This window comes from Sorangium sp. So ce394 (assembly GCF_051474665.1).
Classification (GTDB): Bacteria; Myxococcota_A; Polyangia; order Polyangiales; family Polyangiaceae; genus Sorangium; species Sorangium cellulosum_D.
Map to the genome: position 1 here is coordinate 2,914,717 of NZ_CP150339.1, position 24,614 is coordinate 2,939,330.

General features: G+C 72.8%; 23 protein-coding genes. 14 read left to right on the forward strand and 9 right to left on the reverse strand.

What is annotated here, in order from left to right:
* Window positions 1-12: 12 nt before the first annotated feature.
* Both WMF33_RS10860 and rpsU read right to left on the reverse strand, forming a co-directional pair.
* Entirely contained in the window at window positions 13-1,125 is a 1,113-nt protein-coding gene (locus WMF33_RS10860; RefSeq protein WP_437337073.1) for a glycosyltransferase family 4 protein, read from the reverse strand.
* A gap of 195 nt (window positions 1,126-1,320) precedes the next feature.
* On the reverse strand, window positions 1,321-1,545 hold the full coding sequence (rpsU, locus tag WMF33_RS10865; RefSeq protein WP_012234386.1) for a 30S ribosomal protein S21: 225 nt from the start codon (window positions 1,543-1,545) through the stop codon (window positions 1,321-1,323).
* 283 nt (window positions 1,546-1,828) lie between these two features.
* On the opposite strand from rpsU, the gene WMF33_RS10870 reads away from it, so the two are divergent.
* The 7 genes from WMF33_RS10870 (at window position 1,829) to rpiA (ending at window position 6,960) form a co-directional block, all read left to right on the forward strand.
* A complete protein-coding gene (locus WMF33_RS10870) occupies window positions 1,829-2,470 on the forward strand; it encodes a Fur family transcriptional regulator (RefSeq protein WP_437337074.1) in 642 nt (213 codons plus the stop codon).
* Window positions 2,471-2,552: 82 nt separating this feature from the next.
* Complete coding sequence (locus WMF33_RS10875) at window positions 2,553-2,981, forward strand: rubrerythrin family protein (protein WP_020734163.1); 429 nt, start codon at window positions 2,553-2,555, stop codon at window positions 2,979-2,981.
* A 167-nt stretch (window positions 2,982-3,148) separates the two neighbouring features.
* The gene (locus WMF33_RS10880; RefSeq protein WP_061622385.1) at window positions 3,149-4,525 is read left to right on the forward strand and encodes a heterodisulfide reductase-related iron-sulfur binding cluster; all 1,377 of its coding nucleotides are present in this window, start codon (window positions 3,149-3,151) and stop codon (window positions 4,523-4,525) included.
* Window positions 4,526-4,573: 48 nt separating this feature from the next.
* On the forward strand, window positions 4,574-5,152 hold the full coding sequence (locus WMF33_RS10885) for a DUF3501 family protein (RefSeq protein ID WP_437337075.1): 579 nt from the start codon (window positions 4,574-4,576) through the stop codon (window positions 5,150-5,152).
* A 5-nt stretch (window positions 5,153-5,157) separates the two neighbouring features.
* Window positions 5,158-5,601 (forward strand): acyl-CoA thioesterase, encoded by a 444-nt coding sequence (locus WMF33_RS10890; protein WP_437337076.1) that lies wholly within the window; start codon window positions 5,158-5,160, stop codon window positions 5,599-5,601.
* Entirely contained in the window at window positions 5,598-6,254 is a 657-nt protein-coding gene (locus WMF33_RS10895; RefSeq protein ID WP_437337077.1) for a phospholipase D family protein, read from the forward strand. The genes WMF33_RS10890 and WMF33_RS10895 overlap by 4 nt, the downstream gene beginning before the upstream one ends.
* Window positions 6,244-6,960 carry a ribose-5-phosphate isomerase RpiA gene (rpiA, locus tag WMF33_RS10900; RefSeq protein WP_061622389.1) on the forward strand — a complete coding sequence of 239 codons (717 nt, stop codon included), beginning with the start codon at window positions 6,244-6,246 and terminating at the stop codon, window positions 6,958-6,960. Before WMF33_RS10895 ends, rpiA begins: the two co-directional genes overlap by 11 nt.
* A 200-nt stretch (window positions 6,961-7,160) precedes the next feature.
* Here rpiA and argH read toward each other — a convergent pair whose 3' ends face one another.
* Together argH and WMF33_RS10910 are read right to left on the reverse strand one after the other, a co-directional pair.
* Window positions 7,161-8,453 (reverse strand): argininosuccinate lyase, encoded by a 1,293-nt coding sequence (gene argH, locus WMF33_RS10905; RefSeq protein WP_437337078.1) that lies wholly within the window; start codon window positions 8,451-8,453, stop codon window positions 7,161-7,163.
* Entirely contained in the window at window positions 8,454-9,419 is a 966-nt protein-coding gene (locus WMF33_RS10910) for a hypothetical protein (protein WP_437337079.1), read from the reverse strand.
* Between the two features lie 173 nt (window positions 9,420-9,592).
* Between WMF33_RS10910 and fni the strand changes: the two genes are divergently transcribed.
* From fni to WMF33_RS10925, 3 genes are all read left to right on the forward strand, one after another.
* Window positions 9,593-10,672 (forward strand): type 2 isopentenyl-diphosphate Delta-isomerase, encoded by a 1,080-nt coding sequence (gene fni / locus WMF33_RS10915; RefSeq protein WP_061622392.1) that lies wholly within the window; start codon window positions 9,593-9,595, stop codon window positions 10,670-10,672.
* Window positions 10,673-10,886: 214 nt separating this feature from the next.
* Window positions 10,887-11,732: a GAF domain-containing protein gene (locus WMF33_RS10920; RefSeq protein WP_061622393.1), complete on the forward strand. Its 846-nt coding sequence runs from the start codon at window positions 10,887-10,889 to the stop codon at window positions 11,730-11,732.
* 2 nt (window positions 11,733-11,734) lie between these two features.
* Window positions 11,735-12,112: a response regulator gene (locus tag WMF33_RS10925; protein ID WP_012234398.1), complete on the forward strand. Its 378-nt coding sequence runs from the start codon at window positions 11,735-11,737 to the stop codon at window positions 12,110-12,112.
* 150 nt (window positions 12,113-12,262) lie between these two features.
* Here WMF33_RS10925 and WMF33_RS10930 read toward each other — a convergent pair whose 3' ends face one another.
* Both WMF33_RS10930 and WMF33_RS10935 read right to left on the reverse strand, forming a co-directional pair.
* Window positions 12,263-13,195, reverse strand: coding sequence for a diguanylate cyclase (locus tag WMF33_RS10930; protein WP_437337080.1), 933 nt, complete (start codon window positions 13,193-13,195; stop codon window positions 12,263-12,265).
* 180 nt (window positions 13,196-13,375) lie between these two features.
* A complete protein-coding gene (locus tag WMF33_RS10935; RefSeq protein WP_061629613.1) occupies window positions 13,376-14,104 on the reverse strand; it encodes a metallophosphoesterase family protein in 729 nt (242 codons plus the stop codon).
* A gap of 125 nt (window positions 14,105-14,229) precedes the next feature.
* Here WMF33_RS10935 and glnE point away from each other — a divergent pair, with 125 nt between their 5' ends.
* The 4 genes from glnE (at window position 14,230) to WMF33_RS10955 (ending at window position 20,814) form a co-directional block, all read left to right on the forward strand.
* Complete coding sequence (gene glnE / locus WMF33_RS10940) at window positions 14,230-17,427, forward strand: bifunctional [glutamate--ammonia ligase]-adenylyl-L-tyrosine phosphorylase/[glutamate--ammonia-ligase] adenylyltransferase (protein WP_437337081.1); 3,198 nt, start codon at window positions 14,230-14,232, stop codon at window positions 17,425-17,427.
* Between the two features lie 56 nt (window positions 17,428-17,483).
* Window positions 17,484-18,026 (forward strand): hypothetical protein, encoded by a 543-nt coding sequence (locus tag WMF33_RS10945; RefSeq protein WP_437337082.1) that lies wholly within the window; start codon window positions 17,484-17,486, stop codon window positions 18,024-18,026.
* A gap of 408 nt (window positions 18,027-18,434) precedes the next feature.
* Entirely contained in the window at window positions 18,435-19,874 is a 1,440-nt protein-coding gene (locus tag WMF33_RS10950; RefSeq protein ID WP_437337083.1) for a carboxypeptidase regulatory-like domain-containing protein, read from the forward strand.
* A 724-nt stretch (window positions 19,875-20,598) separates the two neighbouring features.
* Window positions 20,599-20,814 (forward strand): hypothetical protein, encoded by a 216-nt coding sequence (locus WMF33_RS10955; RefSeq protein WP_437337084.1) that lies wholly within the window; start codon window positions 20,599-20,601, stop codon window positions 20,812-20,814.
* Window positions 20,815-21,147: 333 nt separating this feature from the next.
* On the opposite strand, the gene WMF33_RS10960 is transcribed toward WMF33_RS10955, so the two are convergent.
* The 3 genes from WMF33_RS10960 to WMF33_RS10970 form a co-directional block, all read right to left on the reverse strand.
* Window positions 21,148-21,765, reverse strand: coding sequence for a hypothetical protein (locus tag WMF33_RS10960; RefSeq protein WP_437337085.1), 618 nt, complete (start codon window positions 21,763-21,765; stop codon window positions 21,148-21,150).
* Window positions 21,766-21,962: 197 nt separating this feature from the next.
* On the reverse strand, window positions 21,963-23,045 hold the full coding sequence (locus WMF33_RS10965) for a hypothetical protein (protein ID WP_437337086.1): 1,083 nt from the start codon (window positions 23,043-23,045) through the stop codon (window positions 21,963-21,965).
* A gap of 34 nt (window positions 23,046-23,079) precedes the next feature.
* Window positions 23,080-24,468, reverse strand: a complete 1,389-nt coding sequence (locus WMF33_RS10970) for a hypothetical protein (RefSeq protein WP_437337087.1) — start codon at window positions 24,466-24,468, stop codon at window positions 23,080-23,082.
* Window positions 24,469-24,614 lie beyond the last annotated feature (146 nt).

A 24,614-nucleotide genomic window follows, 5' to 3' on the forward strand; every position in this document is an offset into this window, starting at 1 on the left:
ACGCGCGGTCGTTCAGCGCGCGCGCTCTGGGCGGCGCGGCGGGACGGCGCGGAGCGCGGCCGCGAGGCTCTCTGCGGTGCCTTCCGCGACGAGGATCCCGTCGTCGTCCCTGGCCCACGCGACCACGTCGCCCGCGTCGCACGCGATGACGGGCACGCCGAGCGCGCGCGCCTCGCGGATCACCGTGGGGGCGGCCTCGTGCGATGACGGGGTCAGCAGCACGTCGGCCGCGCCGATCCACGCGAGCGCCTCGCTCCGCGGGAGCGTGCCCGTGAAGCGCACCGCCGCGACGTCTGCGCCGCGTGAGCTCTCCGCGGCGCGCGATGCGTTCGCGCGCGCGAGGCGCTCGAGCGCGGCGCGCTCCGGGCCGTCGCCGACGATGACGAGCCGGAGCCCGGCGCCCGCCGCGCGCGCCGCCTCGATCGCGAGCTCGACCCGCTTCGTCGGGATCAGCCGGCACGCCACGACGGCGAGGCGATCGCCGGGGCGCTGGACGAGCTCGCTCCGGAGCGCGGCCGCGCGCTCGGCGACGGGCGGCAGATCGATCGCGGGCGGCGCGACGCGCGAGGTGGAGGCGAGCGCGCGGGCCTGCTCCGGAGCGAGCGCGGCCGCGAGGGCGTCGCGCAGCGCGCGCGCGGCGAAGACGAAGCGCGCGTCGCGGCGGAGGAGCGCGCCCACCACCGCCGCGCGCGCGGCGCGCGGCGCGCCGAGCAGGAGCCGCACGTCGGCGCCGTGCGCGTGCACCTCGAGCGGCGCGCGCGGCAGGGCGAGCAGGAGCGGCCACGCGCACGGGACGATCCAGTGCGCCACCGCGCGGTCGACCTGCCCGAGCCGGCGCAGCCGCTGGAGCGCGGCGGCCGCGAATGGACCCGCGGAGAGCAGCCGGAGCGGCGACTCGCGCGCGCGCGCCACGGCGCCCGGCCACGCGAACAGCGCGCCCCCGCCTGCCCGATGGACGACGAGATCGCCGTCCCGTGAGGGGGGGTCGAGGGCCGAGCCCCCGGCCGCGATCACGTGGACCTCGGCGCCGCCGCGCGCGAGCGCCTGCGCCGACGAGCGCACGAAATGGCCCGAAGGATCCTCGTCGCTGATCGGATAGGACGTCGTGAGCACGACGGCGCGCATCGGGACCTCTGGCGCGGGGGCGCCGCGAGCGCCGCCGTGGCGCCGACGCGCGCAACCCGGGGCGCGTCGCGCCGCCGAGGCGGCTCTGGGAGACAAAAATGACAAGACGCAGAGCACGCCGCGGAGGCTCGATTCAAGCGTCCGCGCGCGTCTTCTGCGTCTTGGCGGGGTGCCCTTGCGCGAGGGGCGGTCGCGCTAGGCGACCATGTCCATCTTCGACCGCTTCCGGCGCCGGCGAGCGGCCTCGGAGGCCTTCTTACGCCGCTTCACGGACGGCTTCATGTAGTGCCGGCGCCGCTTCAGCTCGCGGAGGATCCCCTCGGCGGCCATCTTCCTCTTGAGGTGTTTGATGGCGCGCTCGATGCCCTTGTCGCCCACGGCGACCTCGAGCGGTTTGCACTGAATGGCGTCGGTCGGCATGTCTTGCAGCGTCCTCTTTATGCTGGAAAAAAACTTGCCCCGTTGGCGGGCGAAAACGCAAGCCGGCGGAGGCCGGCAGCGCGGGGCGCGCACTATGACAGAGGCCCTCCGGCCTCGCAAGAGCCAACCCTGGCCGCACGGCGCGCGACGCCGCGGCGCGTCGTCTAGGGCTCGACTGGCCTGGACGCGGCAGATCTGCCTGATCCGACCCGGATTTGCCAGGCTCATCTGTCGTGATTGTTAGGACTTGCAACTGAGAAACTTTCTAAGTATCACTCTCGCCGTGGCCGCCTCGCGAACACCTGCCGCCAAGGGGCCTGCGCTCCGCGACGCCCAGGGGCGCGGGGTCGGCTTCGATCGTGAGGGGATCGAGGAGGATGCGCGGGTCGCGTCGATGCTGGCCTGCGTGCGCTCCTCGGGGCTCAAGCTGACGCCGCAGCGCCTGGCGATCGTGCGCGAGCTCGCGGCCGATCCGACGCACCCGACCGCGCAGGAGCTGTTCGAGCGGCTCCGGCCGGCGCTGCCGACGATGAGCTTCGCCACCGTCTACAACACGCTGGACGCGCTGGCGTCGGCGGGGCTGTGCGTGGCGCTGTCGCTGTCGCCCGGCGCCTCGCGCTTCGATCCGAACATGGCGGCGCACCATCACGCGGTCTGCGACCGCTGCGGGCTCGTCCGCGACGTGCCGTGCGAGCCCTCGGGCGAGCGCTCGGACGAGATCGCGCCCGCGCCGCTCGCGACCGCGCCCGGCTTCGAGGTCCGCGCCGTGGAGCGGATCTACCGGGGGCTCTGCGCGGCCTGCGCGAAGGCAGGTCAGGAAGACGAGGGCGCGCGGGCAGCGGGGCGCGACGCCGGGCGCAGCGAGGAACACAGTCGACTCCGCCCCGCAGGGGCTCGAGGGGCGCGGCGCCCCGAACGTGGCTAGCGGAGCCTCCGCGCCGCCGAGCTGACCTGCGCGGCACCAGGGATCCATCGTCCCAGCCGTTCAACCAAGGAGAGCGAACACCATGACCACCAAGCAGCTTACGGGCACGAAGACGCACCAGAACCTGAAGGACGCGTTCGCCGGGGAGTCGCAGGCCAACCGCCGCTACCTGTATTTCGCAAAGGTCGCCGACGTCGAAGGTCGCCCCGACGTCGCGGGTCTCTTCAAGGACACGGCGGACGGCGAGACGGGCCACGCGCACGGCCACCTCGACTACCTCCGGCAGGCCGGCGACCCGGCGACGGGCCTGCCGATCGGCAGCACGGAGAAGAACCTGAAGGCCGCCGTCGCCGGCGAGACCCACGAGTACGAGACGATGTACCCGGGCTTCGCGAAGGAGGCCCGCGAGGAGGGCTTCGACGACATCGCCGAGTGGTTCGAGACGCTCGCCAAGGCCGAGAAGTCGCACGCCGGGCGCTTCCAGAAGGCGCTGCAGTCGCTCGACTTCTGATCTCGACCGATGCGTGAGCGCGAGCGCCCCGGATCGCGCCGAGCCGCCGGCGGCTCGACCCGGGGCGCGCGCGCCGTCGCTGCCAGCGCGGCCCGCCCGGCGCCGCGCCGCGCAGCCAGCCGCCCCTTCGCCCCGTACTCCCAAAGGATGTTGAGAGGAACCGACCCGTGAGCGTCATTCGGCGTGCACCAGACCGTCCGCCGGCGACATCGCCGAACGACGAGCGATATCTCGATCCCCGCGACCTCGAGGCCGAGCTGCGGCGGACGTTCCAGATCTGTCACGAGTGCCGCATGTGCGTCGGGTACTGCGGCTCGTTCCCCGAGCTCTTCGCCCGCGTCGACAGGGACATCGAGGCCGGCGTCGCCGAGGGCGCCGAGGCCCTCACCTACGACGACTTCAAGGCCATCGGCGACGAGTGCTGGCAGTGCAAGCTCTGTTACATCAAGTGCCCGTACACCGCCGACGAGCACGCCTACGAGCTCCTGGACTACCCGCGCGTGCTCGCGCGCGAGCGCGCGATGCGCGCCCAGCGGGAGGGCATCCCGCTGGTGGACAGGATCCTCGGCGAGCCGCAGCTGATCGGCGCGCTCGGCTCTGGCCCCGCCGCGCCGCTCGCGAACCTCGTGCAGGCGAGCCGCCTGCTGCGCAAGGTGCAGGAGAAGGTGACGGGGATCTCGTCGGAGTTCCCGCTCCCGGAGATGGCGCGCAAGCCGTTCTCGTCGTGGTTCGCGGAGCACGGCGCCGCGGCGGACGCCGGCAAGCAAGGCTCCGTCGTCCTCTTCGCGACCTGCTACGGCGAGTACAACACGCCCGGGGTCCCCGAGGCCGCGGTCCGCGTGCTCGAGCACAACGGCTACGCGGTGCACGTGCCCGGCTGCGCCTCCCCGGACGAGCCGCAGGACGCCCCGACGGACGCGCTGACGTGCTGCGGGATGCCGAACCTCGACGGCGGCGATCTCGAGGCGTTCACCGCGAAGGTGAAGCAGAACGTCGCGCTGCTGCTCCCGCACGTCCGCAGGGGCAGGAAGATCGTCGTGGTCGGCCCGACGTGCGGCTACACGATGAAGAAGGAGTGGCCCGAGTACCTGCAGACGGCGGAGGCGCGCGAGGTCGCGGCCGCGACGGTCGACATGATGGAGTTCCTCGTCCAGCTCGGGCGCGAGAAGAAGCTCAACCGCGAGTTCAAGCGGGGGCTCGGCACGATCGCGTACCACGCCGCGTGCCACCTGCGCGCCCAGAAGATCGGCTTCCCTGGCGCCAGGGTGCTCGGCGTCGTGCCCGACACCGAGGTGCGCGTCGTCGAGCAGTGCTCGGCGGTGGACGGCACCTGGGGGATGAAGGCGGCGCACTACGAGACCGGCCGCAAGTACGCGTCGAAGCTCGTGCGCGGCGTCGCGGGCGCGGACGTCATCGTCAGCGACTGCACGCTCGCCGGCCTCAGGATGGTCAAGGAGAACGGCGCGAAGGTGCTGCACCCGGTGGAGGCGCTCGCCCACGCGTACGGGCTCGGGCCGACGTCGTACATCGAGCCGAAGTCGTGAGGGAGACGTGAGGGAGACGTGAGCGAGACGTCGAAGAGAGGAGCCGTCATGCGTCCCATCGATCGCAACGAGGTGCTCGGGATCGGCGAATACGAGGCGATCCGGGAGCGATTCCGCAACCGCATCATCGAGGAGAAGCGGCCCCGCCGCGTGCGGATCGGAGACCACCTGACCGCCGTGTTCGAGAACCGCGACTCGGTGCTGTTCCAGATCCAGGAGATGCTCCGCACCGAGCGCATCACGAGCGAGAGCGGCATCCTCCACGAGATCGAGACGTACAACGATCTCATCCCGGGGGAGGGGCAGCTCAGCCTGACGCTCTTCGTCGAGATCCCCGACCGGGCGCTGCGCGACCAGATGCTCGTCGAGCTGGTCGGGCTCGAGGACACCGTGTCGGTCGAGGTCGACGGCGTCGCCGCAAAGGCGCGCGGCAAGCGCGACGCGTCGGTCCTGGAGGACCGCACGACGGCGGTGCACTACCTCAAGGTGGATCTCCCGGCCGAGGCGCAGGCCGCGATCAAGGCCAAGAAGGCGGCGGTCTCGATCGTCGTCGCGCACCCGCGGTACTCCGTGAAGGCGCCGCTCGGGAGGGCGACCCTGGAGAGGCTCGCCGAGGACCTCTCCTAGCCGCGATGGTCTCCCTCGATCGCCCGATCAAGTTCGAGGACGTCGACGCCGCGAACATCGTCTTCTTCGCGCGCTTCCTCAACTACGCGCACGAGGCGATGGAGCGGTTCTTCGCGCCGCTCGAGGGAGGCTACGCACGGCTCATCCTCGAGCGGCGGATCGGGCTGCCGGCGGTGCGGGTCGAGGCCGACTACGCGGCGCCGGCGCGTTACGGCGAGACGCTCCGGATCGAGACCTCGGTCGTCCATCTCGGCAGGCGGAGCGCCACGTTCCGGTACCGCATGGTCCGCGCTCACGACGGCGTGCTGTCGGCCGAGCTCCGGCACACGGTGGTGACCACCGATCTCGTGCAGCTGGTCTCGGTCCCGATGCCGGACGACGTCCGGGCCTTGCTTAGGGCCCACCTCGAGAGTGAGCAGGCGCCCGCCGGCGCCGGTCAACGGGCGTGAGCGCGCGGCCGGCGCGCCCGCGCGCGCGGGCGCGCGACGTGGAGGCGACGCCGCGGACCCAGCTCAAGCGGCGCGTCGAGCTGACGCTCCTCCGCGACAGGGCCCACTACGACGCGCTCGTGATGGGCGCGGTCGCGAACGCGCGCGTCTCGGTGTGGATCGCGACGGCCAACGTGAAGGAGCTGCGCGTCGAGGCGCCCATCGGGTCGAGGGCGCGGGCGCGCGGCCGGTACATGTCGTTCCTCGACCTGCTCGACGCGCTCGCCGCCCGCGGGGTCGAGCTGCGCCTGCTGCACGCCGGCGTCCCGTCGCGCGCCTTCCGCGCCGAGCTCCGCCGCCGGCCCCGGCCGCCGATCGAGATGCGGCGCTGCCCGCGGGTCCACCTGAAGATGATCGCCGTCGACGGCGCGCTCCTGTACCTCGGCTCCGCGAACCTCACCGGCGCCGGGCTCGGGGCGAAGGGCGAGGGGCGGCGGAACTTCGAGGCGGGCGTGCTCACGGACGACGACCTCCTGCTCGACGAGATGCAGGCGACGTTCGAGGCCATCTGGACGGGCGCCGAGTGCAAAGGCTGCCGGCTCCGGCCGCTTTGCCCCGCGCCGCTCGACGAGCTCGAAAAATCCCGTTGCGCTAGCGGCCGCGATGACCGATGAGCAGCGCATGAACATCGCGGCGCTGGACCCTGCCGATCTGGATCGTGTCGCTGTCGCTGCGCTCGCGCACATCGACAGCGGGATGTTGCTCGGGCTCGGCTCCGGGCGCACGTCCGAGGCGTTCATCCGGCGCCTCGGGGAGCGCGTCCGCGGCGGCCTCCAGATCCAGGGCGTCGCCACGTCGGAGCGCTCGGCGGCGCTCGCCCGCCGCGAGAACATCCCGATCCTGCCGTTCGAGGAGGTCGAGCGCCTCGACGTCGCCGTCGACGGCGCCGACGAGGTGGCGCCCGATCTCGGCCTCATCAAGGGCCTCGGCGGCGCGCTCCTCCGCGAGCGCGTGGTGGCCTACGAGGCCGCGCGCTTCATCATCCTCGTGACCCCCGAGAAGCTCGTCGAGAAGCTCGGCTCACGCGTCCCCGTCCCGATCGAGGTGGTGCCCTTCGCGAGCGCGTCGGCCGCGCGGCACCTGGCGGCGCTCGGAGGCAAACCGGCGATCCGCAAGAACGCGGACGGGTATCCCTTCCAGACCGACAACCACAACTGGATCCTCGACACGGCGTTCGGCCCGATCGACGCCCCGGCGGCGCTCGACGCGCGCATCCGCAAGATCCCTGGGGTCATGGACACAGGCCTGTTCCTCGACATGGCGACGCTCGTGCTGGTGGCCGAGGCGGGCGCGGTCCGCGAGCTCCGCCGGCAGCGCTAGCTCGTCGGCAGCGCCGGGCAGCCCTGCAACATCGCCCGCGCACCGCGGGCGCGGGCTCGTGATGGACGCGGCGCTAGAACACCGATCACGCTGATCAAGCGAATGATCAACCGGCAAGACGCCAAGAAACGATTCTCTTCTTTGCGTCTTGCCGGCTCGAAATTCTGCGCTTTTCAGGCAGATTCAACCCGTTTGTCGCTCTAGCGCGCGTTCCGTTCCAGCCTGCGGGCCAGGTCGTCCAGCGCGAGGTTGCCCGGGGCGCCGAGCGACACGCGCGCGCGGAGGCTCGCCGCCGCGTCGCCGGCGGGGAGCGCCGCGATCTCGGCCGCGACCTTCCGGTAGGCCTCGCGGAACGGGACGCCCTGCACGGCGAGCTCGACGGCGCGATCGGTCGCGAAGCACTCGGGCGTGATCGCCCGGGCCATGCGCTCGCGATCGAACGCGAGCCCCTCGACGAGCCGCGGCAAGAGGCGTGAGGTCGCGAGCGCCTCGTCGAGGCCGCGCATCGTGGGGCCCTTCGTGAGCTGCAGATCGCGGTGGTAGCCGGACGGGAGCGCCACGAGCGACTGCACCTCGGCGAGCGCCCCCTGCACGACGGAGCACGCCGCGCGCATGAGCTCGACCACGTCGGGGTTGCGCTTCTGCGGCATGATCGAAGAGCCGGTGGTGAACGCCTCCGGGAGCCGGATGAACGCGAGCTCGCTCATCGCGAACAGGCTGAGATCCCACGCGAGCCGGCGGCTCACGGCGACGACCTGCCACGCGGCCGCGAGGATCTGCGCCTCGATGATGCCCCGCGACGTCTGGGAGGCCAGCGGGTTCACGGCCACGCCGGCGAACCCGAGCTCGCGCGCGACGCCGACGCGATCGAGCGACAGGTTCACGCCGAAGCCGGCGGCGCCGCCGAGCGGGCACCGGTCGACGAGCGCCCGCGTCGCGCGGACGACGTCGACCGCGTCGGCGAGCCCCTCGACGAACGAGGCGGCCCAGTAGCCGACGGACGACGGCACCGCCCGCTGCAGGTGCGTGTAGCCGGGCATCGGCGTGTCCGCCTCGCGCCGGGCGAGATCGAGCAGCGCGCGGGCGCCGGCCGTCGCGTGCTCGGCGAGCTCGTCCAGGGCGTCGCGCTCGTAGAGGCGCATCGCGACGAGCACCTGGTCGTTGCGGCTCCGGCCGGTGTGCACCTTCTTGCCCGCGTCGCCGATGCGGGCCACCAGCGCCGCCTCGATCGCGCTGTGGCCGTCCTCGTCGTCCTCGGTGAGCCGCAGCTCGCCGGCCTCGTTCTGCGCCGTCAGCACCTCGAGCTCGCGGACGAGCGCGTCGCGCTCCGCCTCGCTGAGCACGCCGATCCGCGCGAGCCCGCGGACGTGCGCGATCGTGGCCCGCAGGTCGTAGGCGAGCAGGCGCTGGTCGAGCTGCCAGTCGTCGCGCGAGGTGTACCGCAGCATTTGGGCGTCGGTCGCGCCCCCTTTGTCCCAGAGTCGTACGCTCATTCAGCTCCCTAGGCTCTCGTCCACGAGAGCACGGATCTCCGCAAGCTTCTTCGCCTTGCCCTCATCCAACGATCGCGGCTTCGCCGCGCCGGCCGCCGGCGCGAGCTCTCGCTCGAGCTCGCGCAGCTCGTCCTCGGCCGTCCGCGCCGGCCGGCGCTTGCCGAGGCCGAGCGCGCGGGCCAGCCAGCTCCTCGACTCGCCGATCGCGTAGTCGTCCGCGGCGATCCGATCCGGGGCGGCGCGCAGCATGCGGACGAGCGCGATGTTGGAGCTCGCCCAGACCGCCGACTCGTCGAAGTGGGCGCGCGGCGTCACGTCGAGGTGCCGCGCGGCGGTCCGGTCGGGCACCTCGTGCATCCGGCAGTAGACGGCGAGCGCGAGCGCGAGCTCGTCGACCGGCATCTTCGTCGCCGAGTGCACCTGCACGCCGCCGCAGCCCTTCGCGTACAGGTACGAGCCGTTCGTCACGAGGACGCCGAAGCCGAGCAGCACGGCGGCGAGATCCACGGCGGGATCGCGGTCCGGCGGCACGAGCGCCTCGAAGGCGCCGGCCTCGCTCAGGAACATGAACGACACGGCGCGCACGAACGCCGTGGTGAGCACCGTCGGGTTGCGGAGCTCGCCCGCGGAGAGGGCGACCCGGTAGCCGCCGTCGTCGCGCCGGGCGACCCGCTCGAGCTTCGTGTCGAGCGCCATCCCGCCGCACGCGCCGCTCGAGCAGCTCACGGTGCTCGCCTGCCCCTCCGGCGTGACCACCGCCAGCTCCACCGGCAGATCCTGGAGCCCCGCGTGCTCTTGCACCCGCAGCATCAGGGCGGCCACCGTCTTCGGCGAGCCGTCGTAGGGGTCGGGGAAGAACTCGGCCGTCGGCTGCACCAGCCCGCGCACCGGCTCGGCGCCGTGCTGGAGGAGCGTGGAGGATGTGCGAAGGATCCAGCGGATTTGCGATTCGTCCGGGAGGTCCATACGGCTACTTTATGCCACGGCCGGGCGCCGGTCGCGCGGTCGCTGCAACAGGGGCGGGGGCCGGCGCCCGCGGCCTGCGCCGGTGCGAAGCTCCAGACGCGATTTTTGTCGATTTTTTGTCCATGCCACTTCCTTTTCGACGGCGGTCAGCGACCGCGTAAAGTTGTGCTCCCATGACGGAAGAGGCGAAGGACATCTCCGAGAGGAAAGCGGACCACATCGAGCTCTGCGCGACGGGGGATGTCGGGTTTCGGGCCAAGACCACGCTCCTCGAGCAGGTCGAGCTGATCCACGACGCGCTGCCAGAGCTCTCCCTCGACGCGATCGACACCTCGGTGCTGCTGCTCGGCAAGCGGCTCCGCGCGCCGCTCCTCATCGCGGCCATGACCGGCGGGACCGAGCGCGCGCAGGCGATCAACCGGGAGCTGTCGCAGATCGCCGAGGAGCGCGGGTACGGCTTCGGCCTCGGGAGCCAGCGGGCGATGCTCAACGGCGACGCCTCCGCCTCGTACGAGGTCCGCGAGCGCGCCCCGACGACCCTCGTCCTCGGGAACATCGGCGCCGTGCAGGCGCGGTCGCTGTCGACCGAGGCGGTCGCCGAGCTCGTGGCGCAGGTCGGCGCCGACGCGCTCTGCATCCACATGAACCCCGCGATGGAGCTGGTCCAGCCGGGCGGCGACCGCGATTTCGCCGGCGCCCTGGAGGCGATGAGCCGGCTGGCGAACGGCCTCAGCGTGCCGGTCGTCGCCAAGGAGACCGGCTGCGGGATCGGCCCGGGGACCGCCTACCGGTTGATCCGGGCCGGCGTCCGGAACATCGACGTCTCCGGCGCCGGGGGCACGTCGTGGGTCGCGGTCGAGACGGAGCGCGCCAGCGGCGCCGCCCGCTCCCTCGGGCAGGCCCTGCGCGAGTGGGGCGTCCCGACGGCCGCCTCGGTGCTTATCGCCCGCACCATCCGTCCCCGCTTCAAGACGATCATCGCGACCGGGGGCATCACCAGCGGCCTTGACATCGCGCGGGCGGTCGCGCTCGGCGCGCATGCGGCTGGGATCGCGCGTCCGGTGCTCCAGGCCTTCGTCTCGGGGGGACGGGAGGCCGCGGTGCGGTACCTGGAGAACATCGAGGCGGAGCTCCGGGCGGTCATGCTGCTCGTCGGGGCGCGCGACATCGCGTCGCTCCGGAAGACGCCTGTGCTGCTCGGCCGGGAGCTGCGCCAGTGGACCAAGTTGCTGAAGCAGATGGAGAAGGCGTAGTCGTGGAGGCGGGGGTGGGCGGGCCGGGCGGGCGGGGGTCCGGTCTCCGAGGTAGGGCGAGCGCGCCCGAGCCGACGTCATCGATGGCGGCCGCAGCGGTCGCCCCCTGGGAGACGGGGGCGGATCCGGGCGTCGCCGGCGGCCCGCGCTCGACGCTTCCGTCCGGTCAGCCCCGCATGATACGGTCCGAAGCTCTGGAGAACCCCGGGATAAAATGACGGAGAAAAAAGGGCGTCCGAGCGATCGTCCCCCCGAGGACCTGAAGAAGGAGCGTGATGCCTTCATTCAGCAGTTCTTCCGCAAGGGGGCGCAGCTGACCGAGGAGCTCCTCCGCGAGAACGAGCGCCTTCGTGACAAGATCACCGAGCTCGAATCGGAGAACGGCAAGCTGCGCGCGCACCTCGCGAGCGACTCGGCCATCCGCGACCTGCTCCGCAAGATCGAGGAGCTCGAGCAGGAGAAGCGCGATCTCGTGACGCAGTCGGTGCGGATGGTGGCGGCGTCAGACCGCTTCAACAGCCGCTACTCGGAGGCGGAGGGCGAGCTCGCGAACCTGGCGAACCTGTACGTCGCGCTCTCGCAGCTGCACGCAGCGCGCAACGTGCGCCATGTCCTCCGCAACCTGAAGGAGCTCCTGGCGCAGTTCCTCGGGGCGGGCGCCTTCTCCGTGTACCTGGCGTCTCCTGATGGTAAGGAGCTCGTCGCGATCGCGAGCGAAGGCGTCGCCGTCGAGGAGATCGCGCGCATGCCGGTGACCGAAGGCGTCGTCGGCCAGGCATTCTCGAAGGGGGAAATCTTCTTCGACGAGACCAAGGACGTCTCCAAGGGGAGCATCGAGGATCCGGCGGCAGTGATCCCGCTCGACTTCAACGGGCGCACCGTGGGTGTCATCGCGATCTTCAGCACGCTCCCGCAAAAGACGGAGTTCGTGAACGTGGACACCGAGCTCTTCAAGCTCCTCGGGGCCCAGGCCGCCCCCGCCCTCATCAACGCGCGGCTCTTCACCGACGCCGGCCGGAAGGTGCCCGGCGTCCAGGCATTCCTGGACCTGGAGGACTGATCATGGCCGAGTACTCGTGTCTGATCGTTGAAGACTCGCCCATGATGCGGCAGCTCTTGGTCTTCGCGCTTGCGCGCGTGAAGAACCTCCGCGTCACCGAGGCGGATGATGGCGTCGACGGTCTCCGCAAGCTCGCCTCGACCAAGTACGACGTGATCATCACCGACATCAACATGCCCATCATGGACGGGCTCAAGCTCGTGAAGCGCGTGCGCACCGATCCGGTCCACAAGGACACCCCGATCATCATCATCACCACCGAGGGGTCGCAGGAGGATCGCCAGCGCGCGCTGCAGCTCGGCGCGAACGCGTACATCACCAAGCCCATCCAGGCGCCGCAGGTCATCGCCAAGGTCAAGGAGCTCCTCAAGATCGACTGAGGCGCGGGGGCGGCGCCGCGCGCCGGTGCCGCGACGCGCGCTCGCGGACGCACGGCTGCCGCGGCGCTCGCGCGTGGCCGCCGAGGCGCGGCTGCCACGGCGTCCGCTCGGGGCTGCGCCGGCTGACCTGCCGCGCGCCCCTCGCCGGGCCTACGGCTTCGGGCCGAACTTCAGGAGCACGCGGTTGCGGCCGGTGCGCTTCGCCTCGTAGAGCGCCTCGTCGGCCGCCGCGATGAGCTGGAGCCCGGTCTGCACCGGGACCACGGGGTGCGCCGCCACGCCGACGCTGATCGTCGTCGGCACGCGGACGCCCTCGTGCTCGAAGACCGACCCCTCGATGAGCAGGCGCAGCCGCTCGCCGAGGATGCCCGCGTTCTCGAGCGCCACGCCGCGGCACAGGATGCCGAACTCCTCGCCGCCGTAGCGCGCGAACACGTCCTCGGTCCGCACCGTGTTGCTCGCGATCTTGGCGATCCGCGCAAGGACGTAGTCGCCGGCGAGGTGCCCGAACGTGTCGTTGATCCGCTTGAAGTGATCGACGTCGAACATGAGCAGCGACAGGTGCGCGCTGTGCCGCCGGGCATAGGAGACCTCGGTCTCGAGCCGATCCAGGAAATACTTCTTGTTGAACGCCTTCGTGAGCGCGTCGCGCAGCGCGGCGTCGTACATCTGCTGCTGAAACGACTCGTCCAGGTGGTCGTGGTAGGTGAACTTGAGGATCGTCGTCGAGCCCAGGCGGATCTTGTCGCCGTCGTGCAGGGCGACGCGCGTCACCTGCTCGCCGTTCACCAGCGTCCCGTTGGAGCTGTTGAGATCCTCGATCAGCACCTGGCTGTCCATCTGGAGCAGGCGGGCGTGGCGCCGCGAGATGCCGTCGTCGTTCAGCCGGATCGTCGTCCCGGAGGCCCTGCCGATCACGATCTCGGCGCCCTCGACCCGGTACATCTCGCCGACGTTCGAGCCGGCGAGCACGATGAGGTAGGCGCGATCCTTCGGCGAGCGCGCCGGGAGCTCCTTCTGGAGTTCCCCAACGTTGGCCACCCGCGTGGCCTCGAAATCATCGTCGGGGGAGTAGCTGCCCATGCTCCCCGAGGATGATCCTAAATCCTTGATATAGGTTCAAGCGGGAGGGCATGGCGCGCGCGCTGTTCCTCGCCTGGTACGATGCGTGACGAGCGCCGCGCGTGCCTCGCGCGGTGTCGCGTGGCTCCGGGGCGCTCGGGTCGCTCTGGGCGCGCCCGTCGCTCCTGCGCCCCGGCGCGCTCAGGCCGCCCTACCGAGCGGCACCACGACCTGCTCGACCCAGAGCTCGCCCGCCCGGAGCTCGATGAACGTCGCGTCGGCGTGCCCCGCCCCGTAGGAGACAGGCCCGCTGCGCACAAGCTCGCTGGCAGGGCGCCCACCGACGCGCACCCGGTCGACCTCGCCCCGCATCGAGCACGGCGCCTCTCCCACCGAGCCGACGTTGATGATGCGCACGCCCCCCACCATCCGGTCGAACGGGACGTGGGAGCCACCACAGATCACGACATCCGCCGGGTCGTCGCCGAGGAGCGAGAGCACCTCCTCGTCCGTCATGTCGTGCGAGATCGGCTCCAGCGGGTCCGCAGGGGAGCCGTGGACCAGGACGAGCTCGCCGCCGTCCTCGAGCGGCAGCCGGTACGTCGGGGCGAGACGCGCCAGCCGGGCCAGGATCAGCTCGCCGAGCTCGGTGCGCGTCTGGGCCAGGCGATCGAGCCGCGCCCGCTCGTGCTCGCTCCGTGGCCTGACCTTCTCGATGTCCAGCGTCGCCAGGGCGCGATCCGATACGCCCTGTACGCAAACCGCCTTGGCCTGTGTCAGCCGGCGCCACGTCTCGAGCGGCTTCGGGCCGGGAAAGCAGAGATCTCCGGCGACCAGGAGCTGGGTGTAGCCTCGGCGCTCCGCGGTGGCCAGGACCGCCGCGAGCGCGTCGGCGTGGCCGTGGATATCCGAGACGCAGAGCAATCGCACCCGGCGAGCATAGGATCGGAGGGCGACGTCGCCAAGGCGCGAGGTGAAGGCTCCGGGCGATAAACTGGCGGTCGGGCGCTGCGGAACCGGCGTTCGCGACGCCAGGGTCTTGCTAGCCTCCCGCCATGCAACAGGTCTCGAGGCTCCTGGAGATCGCGAACGCGATCGACGAGCAACGCGTGAAGGAACGCGCTGCGCGGCTGTCGCCCCGCTTGCCGCCGGGGACGATGGCCTTCGCCATCGCGGCGCTCCTCACGGCCGCCTACCCCGCGATCGGCGCGACCATCGAGGCAAATCCGGACATCGCGGAGCGGCTCGCGGCGGAGGGGCACCAGACGGCCCGCGATCGCGCCACGTACCTGTCGCGGATCCGCGGCCGCGTCGGCGACGTCTCCGACGCCGATCGCGTGCGGCGGGAGCTCCGGCGCGTGGCGCGCGAGGAGCGGATCCGCATCGCGCTGCGCGAGCTGCTCCCGCCGTCGGCGGGGGGCGCGGACATCGACGTCACGGCGCGCGAGCTCACCGCCCTCGCCGAGGCCACGATCGAGGTCGCGCTCGCCGAGGCGATCTCGGCCGTGACCGCGCGGTTCGGCGAGCCGCGCACCGCGACCGGCGCGCGGTCGAAGTTCGTCGTCCTAGGCATGGGGAAGCTCGGCGGCGAGGAGCTCAACGCGGGCTCCGACGTGGACCTGATCTACCTCTACGACACCGACGAAGGGCAGGTGGGCCCCTCCGGCGACCGCGCCGTGTCGGTCACCCTGCACGACTTCTGGACCCGCGTCGCGCGCCGGCTCACGGCGACGCTCGAGGAGGTCACGGAGGACGGGTTCGTGTGGCGCGTGGATCTCCGGCTCCGCCCCGAGGGGCGGAGCGGCCCGCTCGTCAACTCGCTGGCCGCCGCCGAGCGCTACTACGAGTCGTTCGGCCGGCTCTGGGAGCGCGCCGCGCTGCTCCGCGCCCGCGAGATCGCCGGCGATCTCGACTTCGGCGCCGAGGCGCTCGGCGTGCTCGGCCCGTTCGTGTGGCGGCGCCGGGTCGATCCGCAGCTCGCCGTCGACATGATCGAGCTCGTCGAGCGCGCCCGCGCGGAGCTCTCGCACGACGCGTCGCGCGACCTGAAGCTCGGCCCCGGCGGGATCCGCGAGGCGGAGTTCTTCGTGCAAGCCCTGCAGCTCATCTGGGGAGGGCGCGAGCCGCGGGCGCGCGCGCAGGGCATGCTCGACGGCCTGCGGCGCCTGCGCGCGCTCGGGTACGTGACCGACCGGGAAGGGCGGGAGCTCGTGGAGGGGTACCTCGCGCTCCGGCGCGCGGAGCACGCCGTCCAGTCGGCGACCGGCGTGCAGACGCACCTGCTCCCCGACAGCGAGGCGGAGATGGAGCGCCTCGCCCGGACGCTGCGCTTCGAGGACGCCGCGGCGTTCCTCGCCGACACCGAGCAGCGCCGGAGCCGGATCAAGGCCCGGCTCCTGTCGCTCCTGCCGAAGGGGAGCACCAGGCCGTCGCGGTGGATCGAGGCGATGGCCGCGCTCGACCGCGGCGATCGCGACGCCTTCGCCGACGCGCTCGCGAAGCACGCGGTGCTCGTCCTCGGCGGCGCCGGGGGAGAGCCGGAGGCCGCCGAGCTCGCCGCGCCGGCCGCCGGCGCGCCCCCGGAGCCGGGCGCGAGCGCCTCGCTGACCGCGCGGTTCCGCGACGTCGCCGACGACCTCTACGAGCTCTCGCGCCACCCCGACGGCCTGCTCGGCGCGCGCAGCCGCGAGGCGTCGTCGTCGCTGGCGGAGACGCTGCTCGCCGCGGTCATCGACGCCGCCGATCCGGAGCAGGCCGCGCGCTTCCTCCGGCTGTGCTTCTCCCGCATCAGGCACTCCGCCGTCTACGCGCGCATGCTCGGCGACGACCCGCGCGCGCTCCGTCGGCTGGTCGAGGCGCTCGGGTCGAGCGCGTTCATCGGCGACGCGATGGTCAGGTACCCCGAGCTCGTCGACGTCGTGCTGCTCGCGCGCGGCGCGCCGAGCGCCGGCGTGATCAGGCACACGATCGAGGAGAGCCTCAGCGAGGCCGCGCCGGACGAAGATCCGGAGGAGGCGCTCATCGCCGCGCTCCGGCGCGCGAAGGCGCGCGTCACCATCGAGGTCGGCCTCGCCGATCTGAGCGGCGAGGTCGGCACGCGCGAGGCGACGCTCGCGCTCTCGGACCTGGCCGACGCGTCGCTCGAGGCCGCGACGCGCTTCGCGCTGGGGACGCCGCCCGGGGAGCCGGTGCGGGGGCTCGCCGTGATCGCGATGGGCAAGCTCGGCGGGCGCGAGATCGGCTACGGCTCGGATCTCGACGTCTTCTTCCTGTTCGATCCGACGTGCGCGCCGTCCGGCGATCAGGGGCCCGGCTCGGACCCCGGCACCTACTACGCGCGGCGCGCGCGGCAGATCATCCGGCTCATCTCGATGTCGCACGCGGCGGGCCCGGGGTACGAGCTCGACACGCGGCTGCGCCCGTCGGGCAGCCAGGGGCTGCTCGTCACGTCCCTCGACGCGTTCGCGCGCTACCACGGCATCCGCCGCGCGGACGGGGCGGCCCAGGCGCCCGCGGAGCCGGAATCGTCGCCCGGGGCGCGGCACATGCGCGCGGCGATCTGGGAGCGGCTCGCGCTGATCCGGGCGCGCGCGTCGGCCGGCGATCCGGCGCTCGGGGCGGAGGCGATCGCGATCGCGCACGAGGCCGCGTACCTCCAGGCGGACGACTTCGATCGGATGGCCGAGGAGATCCACCGGCTCCGGATGCGCATGGAGCGCGAGCTGTCGCACGAGCGCCGCGGCCGCCGCGACTTCAAGCTCGGGCGGGGCGGCCTCGCGGACATCGAGTTCGCGGTGCAGCTCCTGCAGATCCGCCACGGCGCCGATCCGCGCGTCCGGACCTCCGAGACGCTCGCCGCGATCGACGCGCTCGCCTCGGCCGGATACCTCGCGGCCGCGCACGCCGAGATCTTCCGGGACGGCCACGCGTTCCTGCGCAAGCTGGAGCAGCGGATCCGCATCGTGCACGCGGACGCCTCGCAGCTGCTCCAGGAGAACGCGCCCGGGGTCCCGCTCCTCGCGCGGCGGACGGGCATCCGGGGCCGCACCGGGGGCGAGGCCGCGAAGGAGCTGCTCGCGCGCTACGGCGCCATCACCGAGCGCGTCCGCCGCGTGTACGAGGCCATCGTCGCGCGCGGCGCGGCGGCGAGCGCGGCGAGCGGCGGCGCGGCGAGCGGCGGCGAGGCGAGCGGCGGCGAGGCGAGCGGCGACGAGGGGAGCCGCGACGAGGCGAGCGGCGACGAGGCGCGCTGACGCGCTGACGGTTGCCGTTGACCCTCGACGGGCGCGGTGGAATGCCAGGCGGCCCGATGAACACCCAGAGCGAGCAGAACGCAGGCGCGGCGGCCGGGCGCCGCCTCATCACCCAGGTGTCCTCCCTCGACAGCCTCATCGGCGCGCACCCCGACGCGCTCCGGCAGATCTACAGGGCGGGGAAGCCGGCGGATCCGGCCGAGCTCGGCGACGCGCCGCGAGGCCGCCTGCTCTCCCTGCAGCCGACCGCCGGGGTTCACCTGGCCGTGCGCCCGCTGATCAGGGCGCTCGCGTCGGACTGGATGCCCTGGAAAGGGAACGAGTTCGACCACGGGGGCAACTCCGGCACGAACCGGGTCCGCGGCAGCAAGGTGTGCCGCTTCAAGGCGCAGCTCGTGCCCTCGGAGCTCGACGGCGGGCCGACGCTCGCGCTGACCTACGGCGAGAAGGCGTTCGGCAATCCCTGGCCCGTGAGCGCGCTCAAGGACGAGCTGCGGACCCCGTCGCCCGGGCTCGCGATCGGGCCGGTGCTGCTGCAGTGGCACGAGCGGTGGCACGTCGTGCTCTGGTTCGGGCTGACGCGGGTCGATCCGCAATAACCGGCGCTCCGGTCGAGCGGACCGAGAGGGCCGCCCGCGCGCGGCCTCTGCGCGGCGGCGCCGTCGCTCGCGGCGCGGTCGCGCGCAGCCGCTTTGGCGGCGCGCCCCCTCCCAAAGACCCACGCGTCGATCCTCCGCGGCATCCGGTCGCCCACCATGTCGCAGGCGCGGAGATCCGCTGTTCGATCTGTCCCACGCCGCGATGTGCGCGTCCTGCGCGGAGTCGGTAGTCAGGGGTATCAGGGCTTACCTTAATCTACTATCGCTTCATTCCTGCTCTTCGCTGGACATACTTCCCGATTTCTACGCTCTGGCCTACGATAGAGACTGGGCGGTAGCAGGGTACCTTTGCTCGCATCGCCCGGGAGGCTCGAAATGTTGACTTGGTCGGGCAGGGCGGGAGTCTTGATGGCTGCGATCGCTGTAGCGCCGGGCGTTGTCTCCGGCTGCTCCTGCGGCGATACGGGAGGCACGGCGCCCCCGGCGTCCGGCGGCGCGGGGCCTGGCGGCGCGGGCGGGGACGGCGGCGGGATCGGCACGGGCTTCGGCGGCTTTCCGGCGAATGTCGGCGGGGGCGGCCTGGGACTGGGAGGGAACGGCTCGTGCGAGGGCCTCGAGTGCCAGCAGGTCCAATGCGAGAACGGGGCGAAGACCACGGTGAGCGGCACCGTCTACGACCCTTCGGGCAAACTGCCCCTCTATAACGTGATTGTCTACGTTCCCAACGAGCCGCTCGACCCCCTCACCGACGGCGCGACCTGCGATCAATGCAGCGCGACGCTCTCGGGCTCGCCCATCGTGACGGCGCTGACCGATACGAAAGGGAGCTTCGTCCTGGAGGACGTGCCGGTCGGCGAGGACATCCCGCTCGTCGTCCAGGTGGGCAAGTGGCGGCGCGAGATCACGCTCCCAGCGGTCGAGAAATGCAAGGACACCGCGACCGAGGCGGGGACCATCCGGCTGCCGCGCAACAAGGCGGAGGGGCACATCCCCAAGATCGCCCTCACGACCGGCGGCGCCGATCCGCTCGAGTGCCTGCTGCACAAGCTCGGGATCGACGAGAGCGAGTTCACGCCGGAGACCGGGACGGGGCGGGTCCACCTGTTCGCCGGCCGCGGCGACGCGGGGCACCCCGTGACGACGCAGTTTGCGGACGGCCTCAATCAAGGCGTGGAGTTCACGTCGGCCACGAGCCTCTGGGGGACCGTCGACACCCTGCGCCAGTACGACATGGTGATCCTCGCCTGCGAGGGCGATCCCTACGCCGCGGACAAGCCGGAGACGGCGCGCCAGGCCTTGTTCGATTACACCTCGCTCGGCGGGCGCGTGTTCGCCTCCCACTGGCACAACTACTGGCTGAAGCGCGGGCCGGCTCCGTTCCCGGACACGGCGGTGTGGGACAACTTCAACGAGGACCCGGTGAGCCCCCTCACGGCGCTCGTGGACACCACGCTTCCGAAGGGGCAGGCCCTGGCGGACTGGCTCGTCAACGTCGGGGCCTCGACCGTGCCCGGCGAGATCGTGATCAACGGGGCGCAGCACACGGTGAACGACGTGGGCGACGGCATCTCGACCCGGTGGATCTATTACAACGAGCCCGAGCCGGCGGGGGTCCAGTACTTCACGTTCAACACGCCCATCGGCGTCGACGAAGATCAACAGTGCGGACGCCTGGTGTTCACAGACATCCATGTCTCCGCGGGAGACGTCACGGGCCCGCCCTTCCCGGAGGGGTGTTCCACGGACGAGCTGACCCCGCAGGAGAAGGCGCTGCTCTTCATGCTGTTCGACCTGTCGTCCTGCATCGTGCCCGACGACGAGGTGCCGCAGGTCCCCGTCCCCCACTGACGCGCTCCGGCCGACCCCGCCCGCCCGCTATCGCTCGCCGCGCAGCCCCGGAGCCCTCTGCCGGGGCCGAGCGCCGGACATCGGCGTTCTCCTGACGAGCGTCGTATCCCTCCCGAGCTGCCCGCAAACGATGCTCGTCCGCGCGCGGGGGTCGGTCGCGCGCCGCCGCGCGCGCCGCGCGCGCCGCCGAGCGTCGGCATGTCCTCGGGGCTCGCCGCAGCGCCCCTCCGGAGCCTCCTGCTGCGCTCCGCCGCTGACGCGCGACGCCCGCGCGCCTCGTCGCGTCGGTCTTCGCATTGCGCGCGAGCGGTCAGCGGCCCACGCTGCGAGTCACTCCGCCGCTCCGCTCCCCGCGCCGCGCAGCGACATCGATTGAGCAGAGAAAGACGGCAAGGAGAACGACAGCAGAGACAAGAGGCTGTCGCGGTGGGAAGCACCACGCATCTACGGAATGTCATCCATGCATGGTCCGGGGATCCTGCTAGGATGAATCTCGGCCGCAGTGCGGCGCCACATCCGAGCCTGGGTCGCTGGTTTTCGGCTCGCCCGAAGGAGCATTCCTACGATGGTCCAGCATCGCCCTACGCCAGCGGCTGCAGGTCGGACCATCGAGCGCAGGCCTCGCGAGGGCGGCCGCGCGCCGCGATCGATCGGGGCAGCGCACGGCATCGGGCGCACGGAGGCGCTTCCGCCGCAGAGCGAGATGGGGGGTATGTGCGGAGCGATGGAGGACGATGAAGTTCAGGTCTGTCCTGCGTCCGTGCCGCCGTCCTCGCGCCGGTACCTCATCGGCCGGCGCGGGGACGTGGGCTGTCCGCTCTGCGCGAGGCGCGCGCGGGGCGAGGCGACCCTCCCGGGCCTCGGCGGGACGTCGTACCACTTCCTGACCGCCACCTGGGTCGTCCTCATGGTCGGCGATCCGGCGTCGTCGCAGTCCTGATCGGCACCGCGGGATGGGGCAGCCCTGCTCCGCCGGGATGGGGCAGCCCTGCTCCGCCGGGATGGGGCAGCCCTGCTCCGCCGGGATGCGGCAGCCTGGGCGGGCACCGCCCCTCGGGGGTGGCAACCCCTGCGTGGGAACGGCTGCGCGGCAGCGCCGGGGCGGACACCGCTCCGAGAGCGACAGCGCTGGGCGGGATTCGCTCGGATTGGCATCCTGCCGGTCGGCAGGGCTCGGCCAGGGCCGCTATGGGCAGCCCCGGGCAGGCATCGCTGTGGATGGGAACAACGCGGGCGGGCGCTCCGCGGCGAGCGGCGCGCCCGGCGTCGAGGCTCAGCTGGCCTGGGTCCGCCTTCCGGCGGTCGCGCGCTTCTGGCCGGCCCGCTGCGCGCGCGGCTGCGCCGCCCTCGTGCGCCGCGCGCCACCGCGCCCGGCGGACGGCGTCTGCCTCGCCGCGCCGCCACGCTGCGGCGCCGCCCGCTTGGCGCCTGCCGCCTTGCGCGCCGTCTTCTGCCCGCCGGCCGCCGCCGGCCCGGTCGCGCCCCGGCCGCGCCCCGCCGTACCGCCGGCGGCGGCCCGCTTCCGCGTCGTGGCCGCCTTCTTCGCGGCGGCGCTCCGCGGCCGGCTCGTCTGGCCGGCGGCCGTCTTCCTCGCCGCGCTGCCCGCCCGCTGCTTCGGCCCGGCCTTCGCCCCCGCCGAGGTGCTCCGCGCCGTGCCCGGCCGCGCGGCGGCGCCTGCTCCCGCCTTGCGCGACCCCTTCCTGGCCTGGGTCGCGCGCCGGGTCGGGCTCGCGGCCTTCCTCGCGCCGCCGGCCGCGGCCCTGGTCCGCCTGCCCGACGCCGTCCGACCGGCCTCGCCCTGGGACGTCGCAGGCGAAGGCTGCTCGCGCTCGCCGCTCCCGACCCGCTTTCTCTGCTTGGACGTATCCTTTGCTGTCTCGCCTCTCGGCATAGAGCCCTCCCCCGAGCTCTCTCGACATGAGCTCGCTCGTGGCCTCATGGTGCCACAGCCTTTCCTCTTTCCCGGTCGGAAAGTCGGCGGGAAGGACCGGAATCGAAATCAGGATCTGCTGTAGCCCACCCCGGCGGAGGCGCCTATTGCGCGTCAGGCCCGCGGCAGATCGGCGCCGCAAACCCGCTCGGAAGCGCTCAGAAATCCCAGTCGAAGCCGACGCGGGCGCCGCCCTTGAGGTTCCACTGGGCGGGGCGCCGGTGGGTCTCGAGCACGTGCTCGACCGCGATGCCGAGGCCGGCCCACGGCATGATGCCCCGCATCCGCAGGGAGGAGACGCCGACCAGCGCGCCGGCGCGCAGCCCCGGGCTCACGCGGAGGTCGTCCTGGGTGAAGTACGCGAGCGACGCGAGCTCGCCTTCGTAGTGCCAGGTGCGGGCGTGGTACCGCAGCACCATCGGCAGCGCGGCGACGAAGCTGATGGGGAAGCGGGTCTTCGTCTCGGTCTGCTCGAACTGCGCCGTGCCGCCGAACTCGCCGCCGGCCAGGAACGTCCAGCGCTCGTCGATCCCGCGGCCGAGCAGCAGCCGCGCCGAGCCACCGGCGCCGGGGAGGACCCTGCCGCCGGCGCCCTCGAGGACCGCGATGCCGCCCCCCTCCACGTTGAGCGTGGTCCGGTAAGCGTCGGTCTCGCGCCCCCGGAAGGCCGGCGAGGGGCGGAGCCAGAACGGGCACTCGGCCGGCGCATCGCTGGCGCCGAGCGCGCGGCGCATCGCCTCGGCGAGGAGCGCGCGCACCCGCGTGGCGAACAGGAGATCCGCGACCTCGTCGAGGTCTTCTCTGCGGCGCCGGAACGCCTCCTCGACGGGACCGCCGAGCTCGACGATCCGGAGGTCGAGCGCCGCGAGCGCGGCGGCGCGCGTCTCCGCCGTCGCCGAGCACACGCTCATCAGCGCCGGCGACATGATCTCGTCGATCTCGTACCGGTCGATCGTCCAGCCGAGCGACTGCTGCACCTCGACCATCTTCTCGAGATCGGCGAGCAGGCCGACCACCGCGAGATCGCGCGGCGCGGCCTCGGCGACGGGCGCGGCGACGAGGGACGTCACGAGCAGCGCGGCGACGACGTGCGCCGCGAGCCGCGCCGCGAGCCGCGCGGCGACGACGTGCGCCGCGAGCCGCGCGGCGACGACGTGCGCCGCGAGCCGCGCGGCGATGACGTGCGCCGCGAGCCGCGCGGCGACCGCCGTGCCCCACGCCAGCGCGGACACCCTTCCCAACGCGCCCCGCACGATCGCCCCGCGCATCGCCGCGTCAGAAGCAGGTGCCGCCGCCGCAGCTCCTGCCCACGCAGAGCAGCAGCCGGAACGTCTCCGGGCTGTTCATGCACTCGAACCCGCAGACCGCGGAGTCGTTCCCCGCGTCGAGGCAGCCGAAGAAGCACGCCACGTCCTCGGCGCACGCGGCGCTGGCGAGGCACTGGTTGAGCTGCGCGCAGCAGCCCTCGGCCACGCAGCTCCCGCACTCGGTCCCGTCCGACGGGCAGGCGGGCCCGCCGCAGAGGCCGTTCTGGCAGTTGTCGTTGCAGCACTCGCTCGAGTCCGCGCAGGGCCGCCCGTCGGGCCTGCACTCGGTCACGCACCCGAGGGCCGGGTCGCAGGCGCCGCTGCAGCAGCTCTCCGCCGAGCCGCAGCTCGCCCCGTTCGGCAGGCAGCCGACGCAGGCGCCCTCGAAGCAGCTCCCGCTGCAGCACGAGGCGTCGGCCGCGCACCCGCCGCCCTCCGGCGTGCACGGCGTCCGGCAGACGCCGTCCTCGCACGCGCCGCTGCAGCACGCCGCGTCGGACGCGCAGCGGCTGCCGTCTTCGGCGCATTCGCCGCAGGTCAGCCCGCAGAGCCCGGTCACCTCGCGGACGCAGATCTCGTCCCAGCTGGCGTCGCAGCAGAACGAGTCGAACCGGCAGATCTCCGCCACGCAGCCGCCGCACTCCGCCGCGAGCGGCGCGCCGATCGCGCAGGGCCCGTGCGAGCAGGACACGCCCCCGCAGACGCCCTCGTCACAGACGCCAGAGCAGCACGCGTCCGCCGAGCCGCACATCTCCCCGTCCGGGCTGCAGCCGCCGCAGACGCCCGCGTTGCAGCGCCCGGAACAGCAGTCCGCGCCCGTGTTGCAGCCGAAGCCGTCGGGCGAGCACGCGAGGCCGCAGGCGCCGCCGCGGCAGACGCCGCTGCAGCACGCGTCGCCGCCCTCGCAGAGCGCGCCGTTCGGGATGCACGGCGCGCGGCAAGCGCCCTCCTCGCAGCGGAGCGAGCAGCACTGCCCCGCGAAGCTGCACGCGCTCCCGCTCGGGAAGCAGCCCTGCCCGCACGCTCCGCCCGTGCAGACACCGGTACAGCACTGCGCCGCGCTCTGGCACGGCGCCCCGTCGACCGAGCAGCCCTGGCCGCAGAGCCCCTCGGTGCACACCCCGGTGCAGCAGTCGCCCGGGGCGGCGCACGGCGCGCCGTCCTGCGCGCAGCTGCCGCCGCCGCAGATCCCGCGCGCGCACGCGGCGCTGCAGCAGTCCGCCGCGCCCTCGCAGGGGAGCCCGTCCTCCCGGCACACCGGCGCGTCCGGCCGTGCGTCGGGGGCGCCCCCTGCGTCCGCGAGCTCGGGCAGGCCGACGAGCTGCTCGCGGGAGCCGCAGCCGAGGGCCAGCGCCATGAGGACCACAAAGAGAAGGACCGGCGCTCGGGAAGGCACGGTCCCGAGGCTATCACGGGCGCAGTTCACGACGGGCGGGCGTGACGGTGGGGAAAGCGGCGGGGAACCGTGGGGGGAGGGTGCGAGGAGGGCGCGGTGGGGGGCCG

What these genes read in the sequence shown, in the direction of transcription:
- WMF33_RS10860 (WP_437337073.1), bottom strand. Translation starts at nt 1,125, where the DNA reads ATGCGCGCCGTCGTGCTCACGACGTCCTATCCGATCAGCGACGAGGAT.
- rpsU (WP_012234386.1), bottom strand. Translation starts at nt 1,545, where the DNA reads ATGCCGACCGACGCCATTCAGTGCAAACCGCTCGAGGTCGCCGTGGGC.
- WMF33_RS10875 (WP_020734163.1), top strand. Translation starts at nt 2,553, where the DNA reads ATGACCACCAAGCAGCTTACGGGCACGAAGACGCACCAGAACCTGAAG.
- WMF33_RS10885 (WP_437337075.1), top strand. Translation starts at nt 4,574, where the DNA reads ATGCGTCCCATCGATCGCAACGAGGTGCTCGGGATCGGCGAATACGAG.
- WMF33_RS10890 (WP_437337076.1), top strand. Translation starts at nt 5,158, where the DNA reads ATGGTCTCCCTCGATCGCCCGATCAAGTTCGAGGACGTCGACGCCGCG.
- rpiA (WP_061622389.1), top strand. Translation starts at nt 6,244, where the DNA reads ATGACCGATGAGCAGCGCATGAACATCGCGGCGCTGGACCCTGCCGAT.
- argH (WP_437337078.1), bottom strand. Translation starts at nt 8,453, where the DNA reads ATGAGCGTACGACTCTGGGACAAAGGGGGCGCGACCGACGCCCAAATG.
- WMF33_RS10910 (WP_437337079.1), bottom strand. Translation starts at nt 9,419, where the DNA reads ATGGACCTCCCGGACGAATCGCAAATCCGCTGGATCCTTCGCACATCC.
- fni (WP_061622392.1), top strand. Translation starts at nt 9,593, where the DNA reads ATGACGGAAGAGGCGAAGGACATCTCCGAGAGGAAAGCGGACCACATC.
- WMF33_RS10920 (WP_061622393.1), top strand. Translation starts at nt 10,887, where the DNA reads ATGACGGAGAAAAAAGGGCGTCCGAGCGATCGTCCCCCCGAGGACCTG.
- WMF33_RS10925 (WP_012234398.1), top strand. Translation starts at nt 11,735, where the DNA reads ATGGCCGAGTACTCGTGTCTGATCGTTGAAGACTCGCCCATGATGCGG.
- WMF33_RS10930 (WP_437337080.1), bottom strand. Translation starts at nt 13,195, where the DNA reads ATGGGCAGCTACTCCCCCGACGATGATTTCGAGGCCACGCGGGTGGCC.
- glnE (WP_437337081.1), top strand. Translation starts at nt 14,230, where the DNA reads ATGCAACAGGTCTCGAGGCTCCTGGAGATCGCGAACGCGATCGACGAG.
- WMF33_RS10945 (WP_437337082.1), top strand. Translation starts at nt 17,484, where the DNA reads ATGAACACCCAGAGCGAGCAGAACGCAGGCGCGGCGGCCGGGCGCCGC.
- WMF33_RS10950 (WP_437337083.1), top strand. Translation starts at nt 18,435, where the DNA reads ATGGCTGCGATCGCTGTAGCGCCGGGCGTTGTCTCCGGCTGCTCCTGC.
- WMF33_RS10955 (WP_437337084.1), top strand. Translation starts at nt 20,599, where the DNA reads ATGGAGGACGATGAAGTTCAGGTCTGTCCTGCGTCCGTGCCGCCGTCC.
- WMF33_RS10960 (WP_437337085.1), bottom strand. Translation starts at nt 21,765, where the DNA reads ATGCCGAGAGGCGAGACAGCAAAGGATACGTCCAAGCAGAGAAAGCGG.
- WMF33_RS10970 (WP_437337087.1), bottom strand. Translation starts at nt 24,468, where the DNA reads ATGGCGCTGGCCCTCGGCTGCGGCTCCCGCGAGCAGCTCGTCGGCCTG.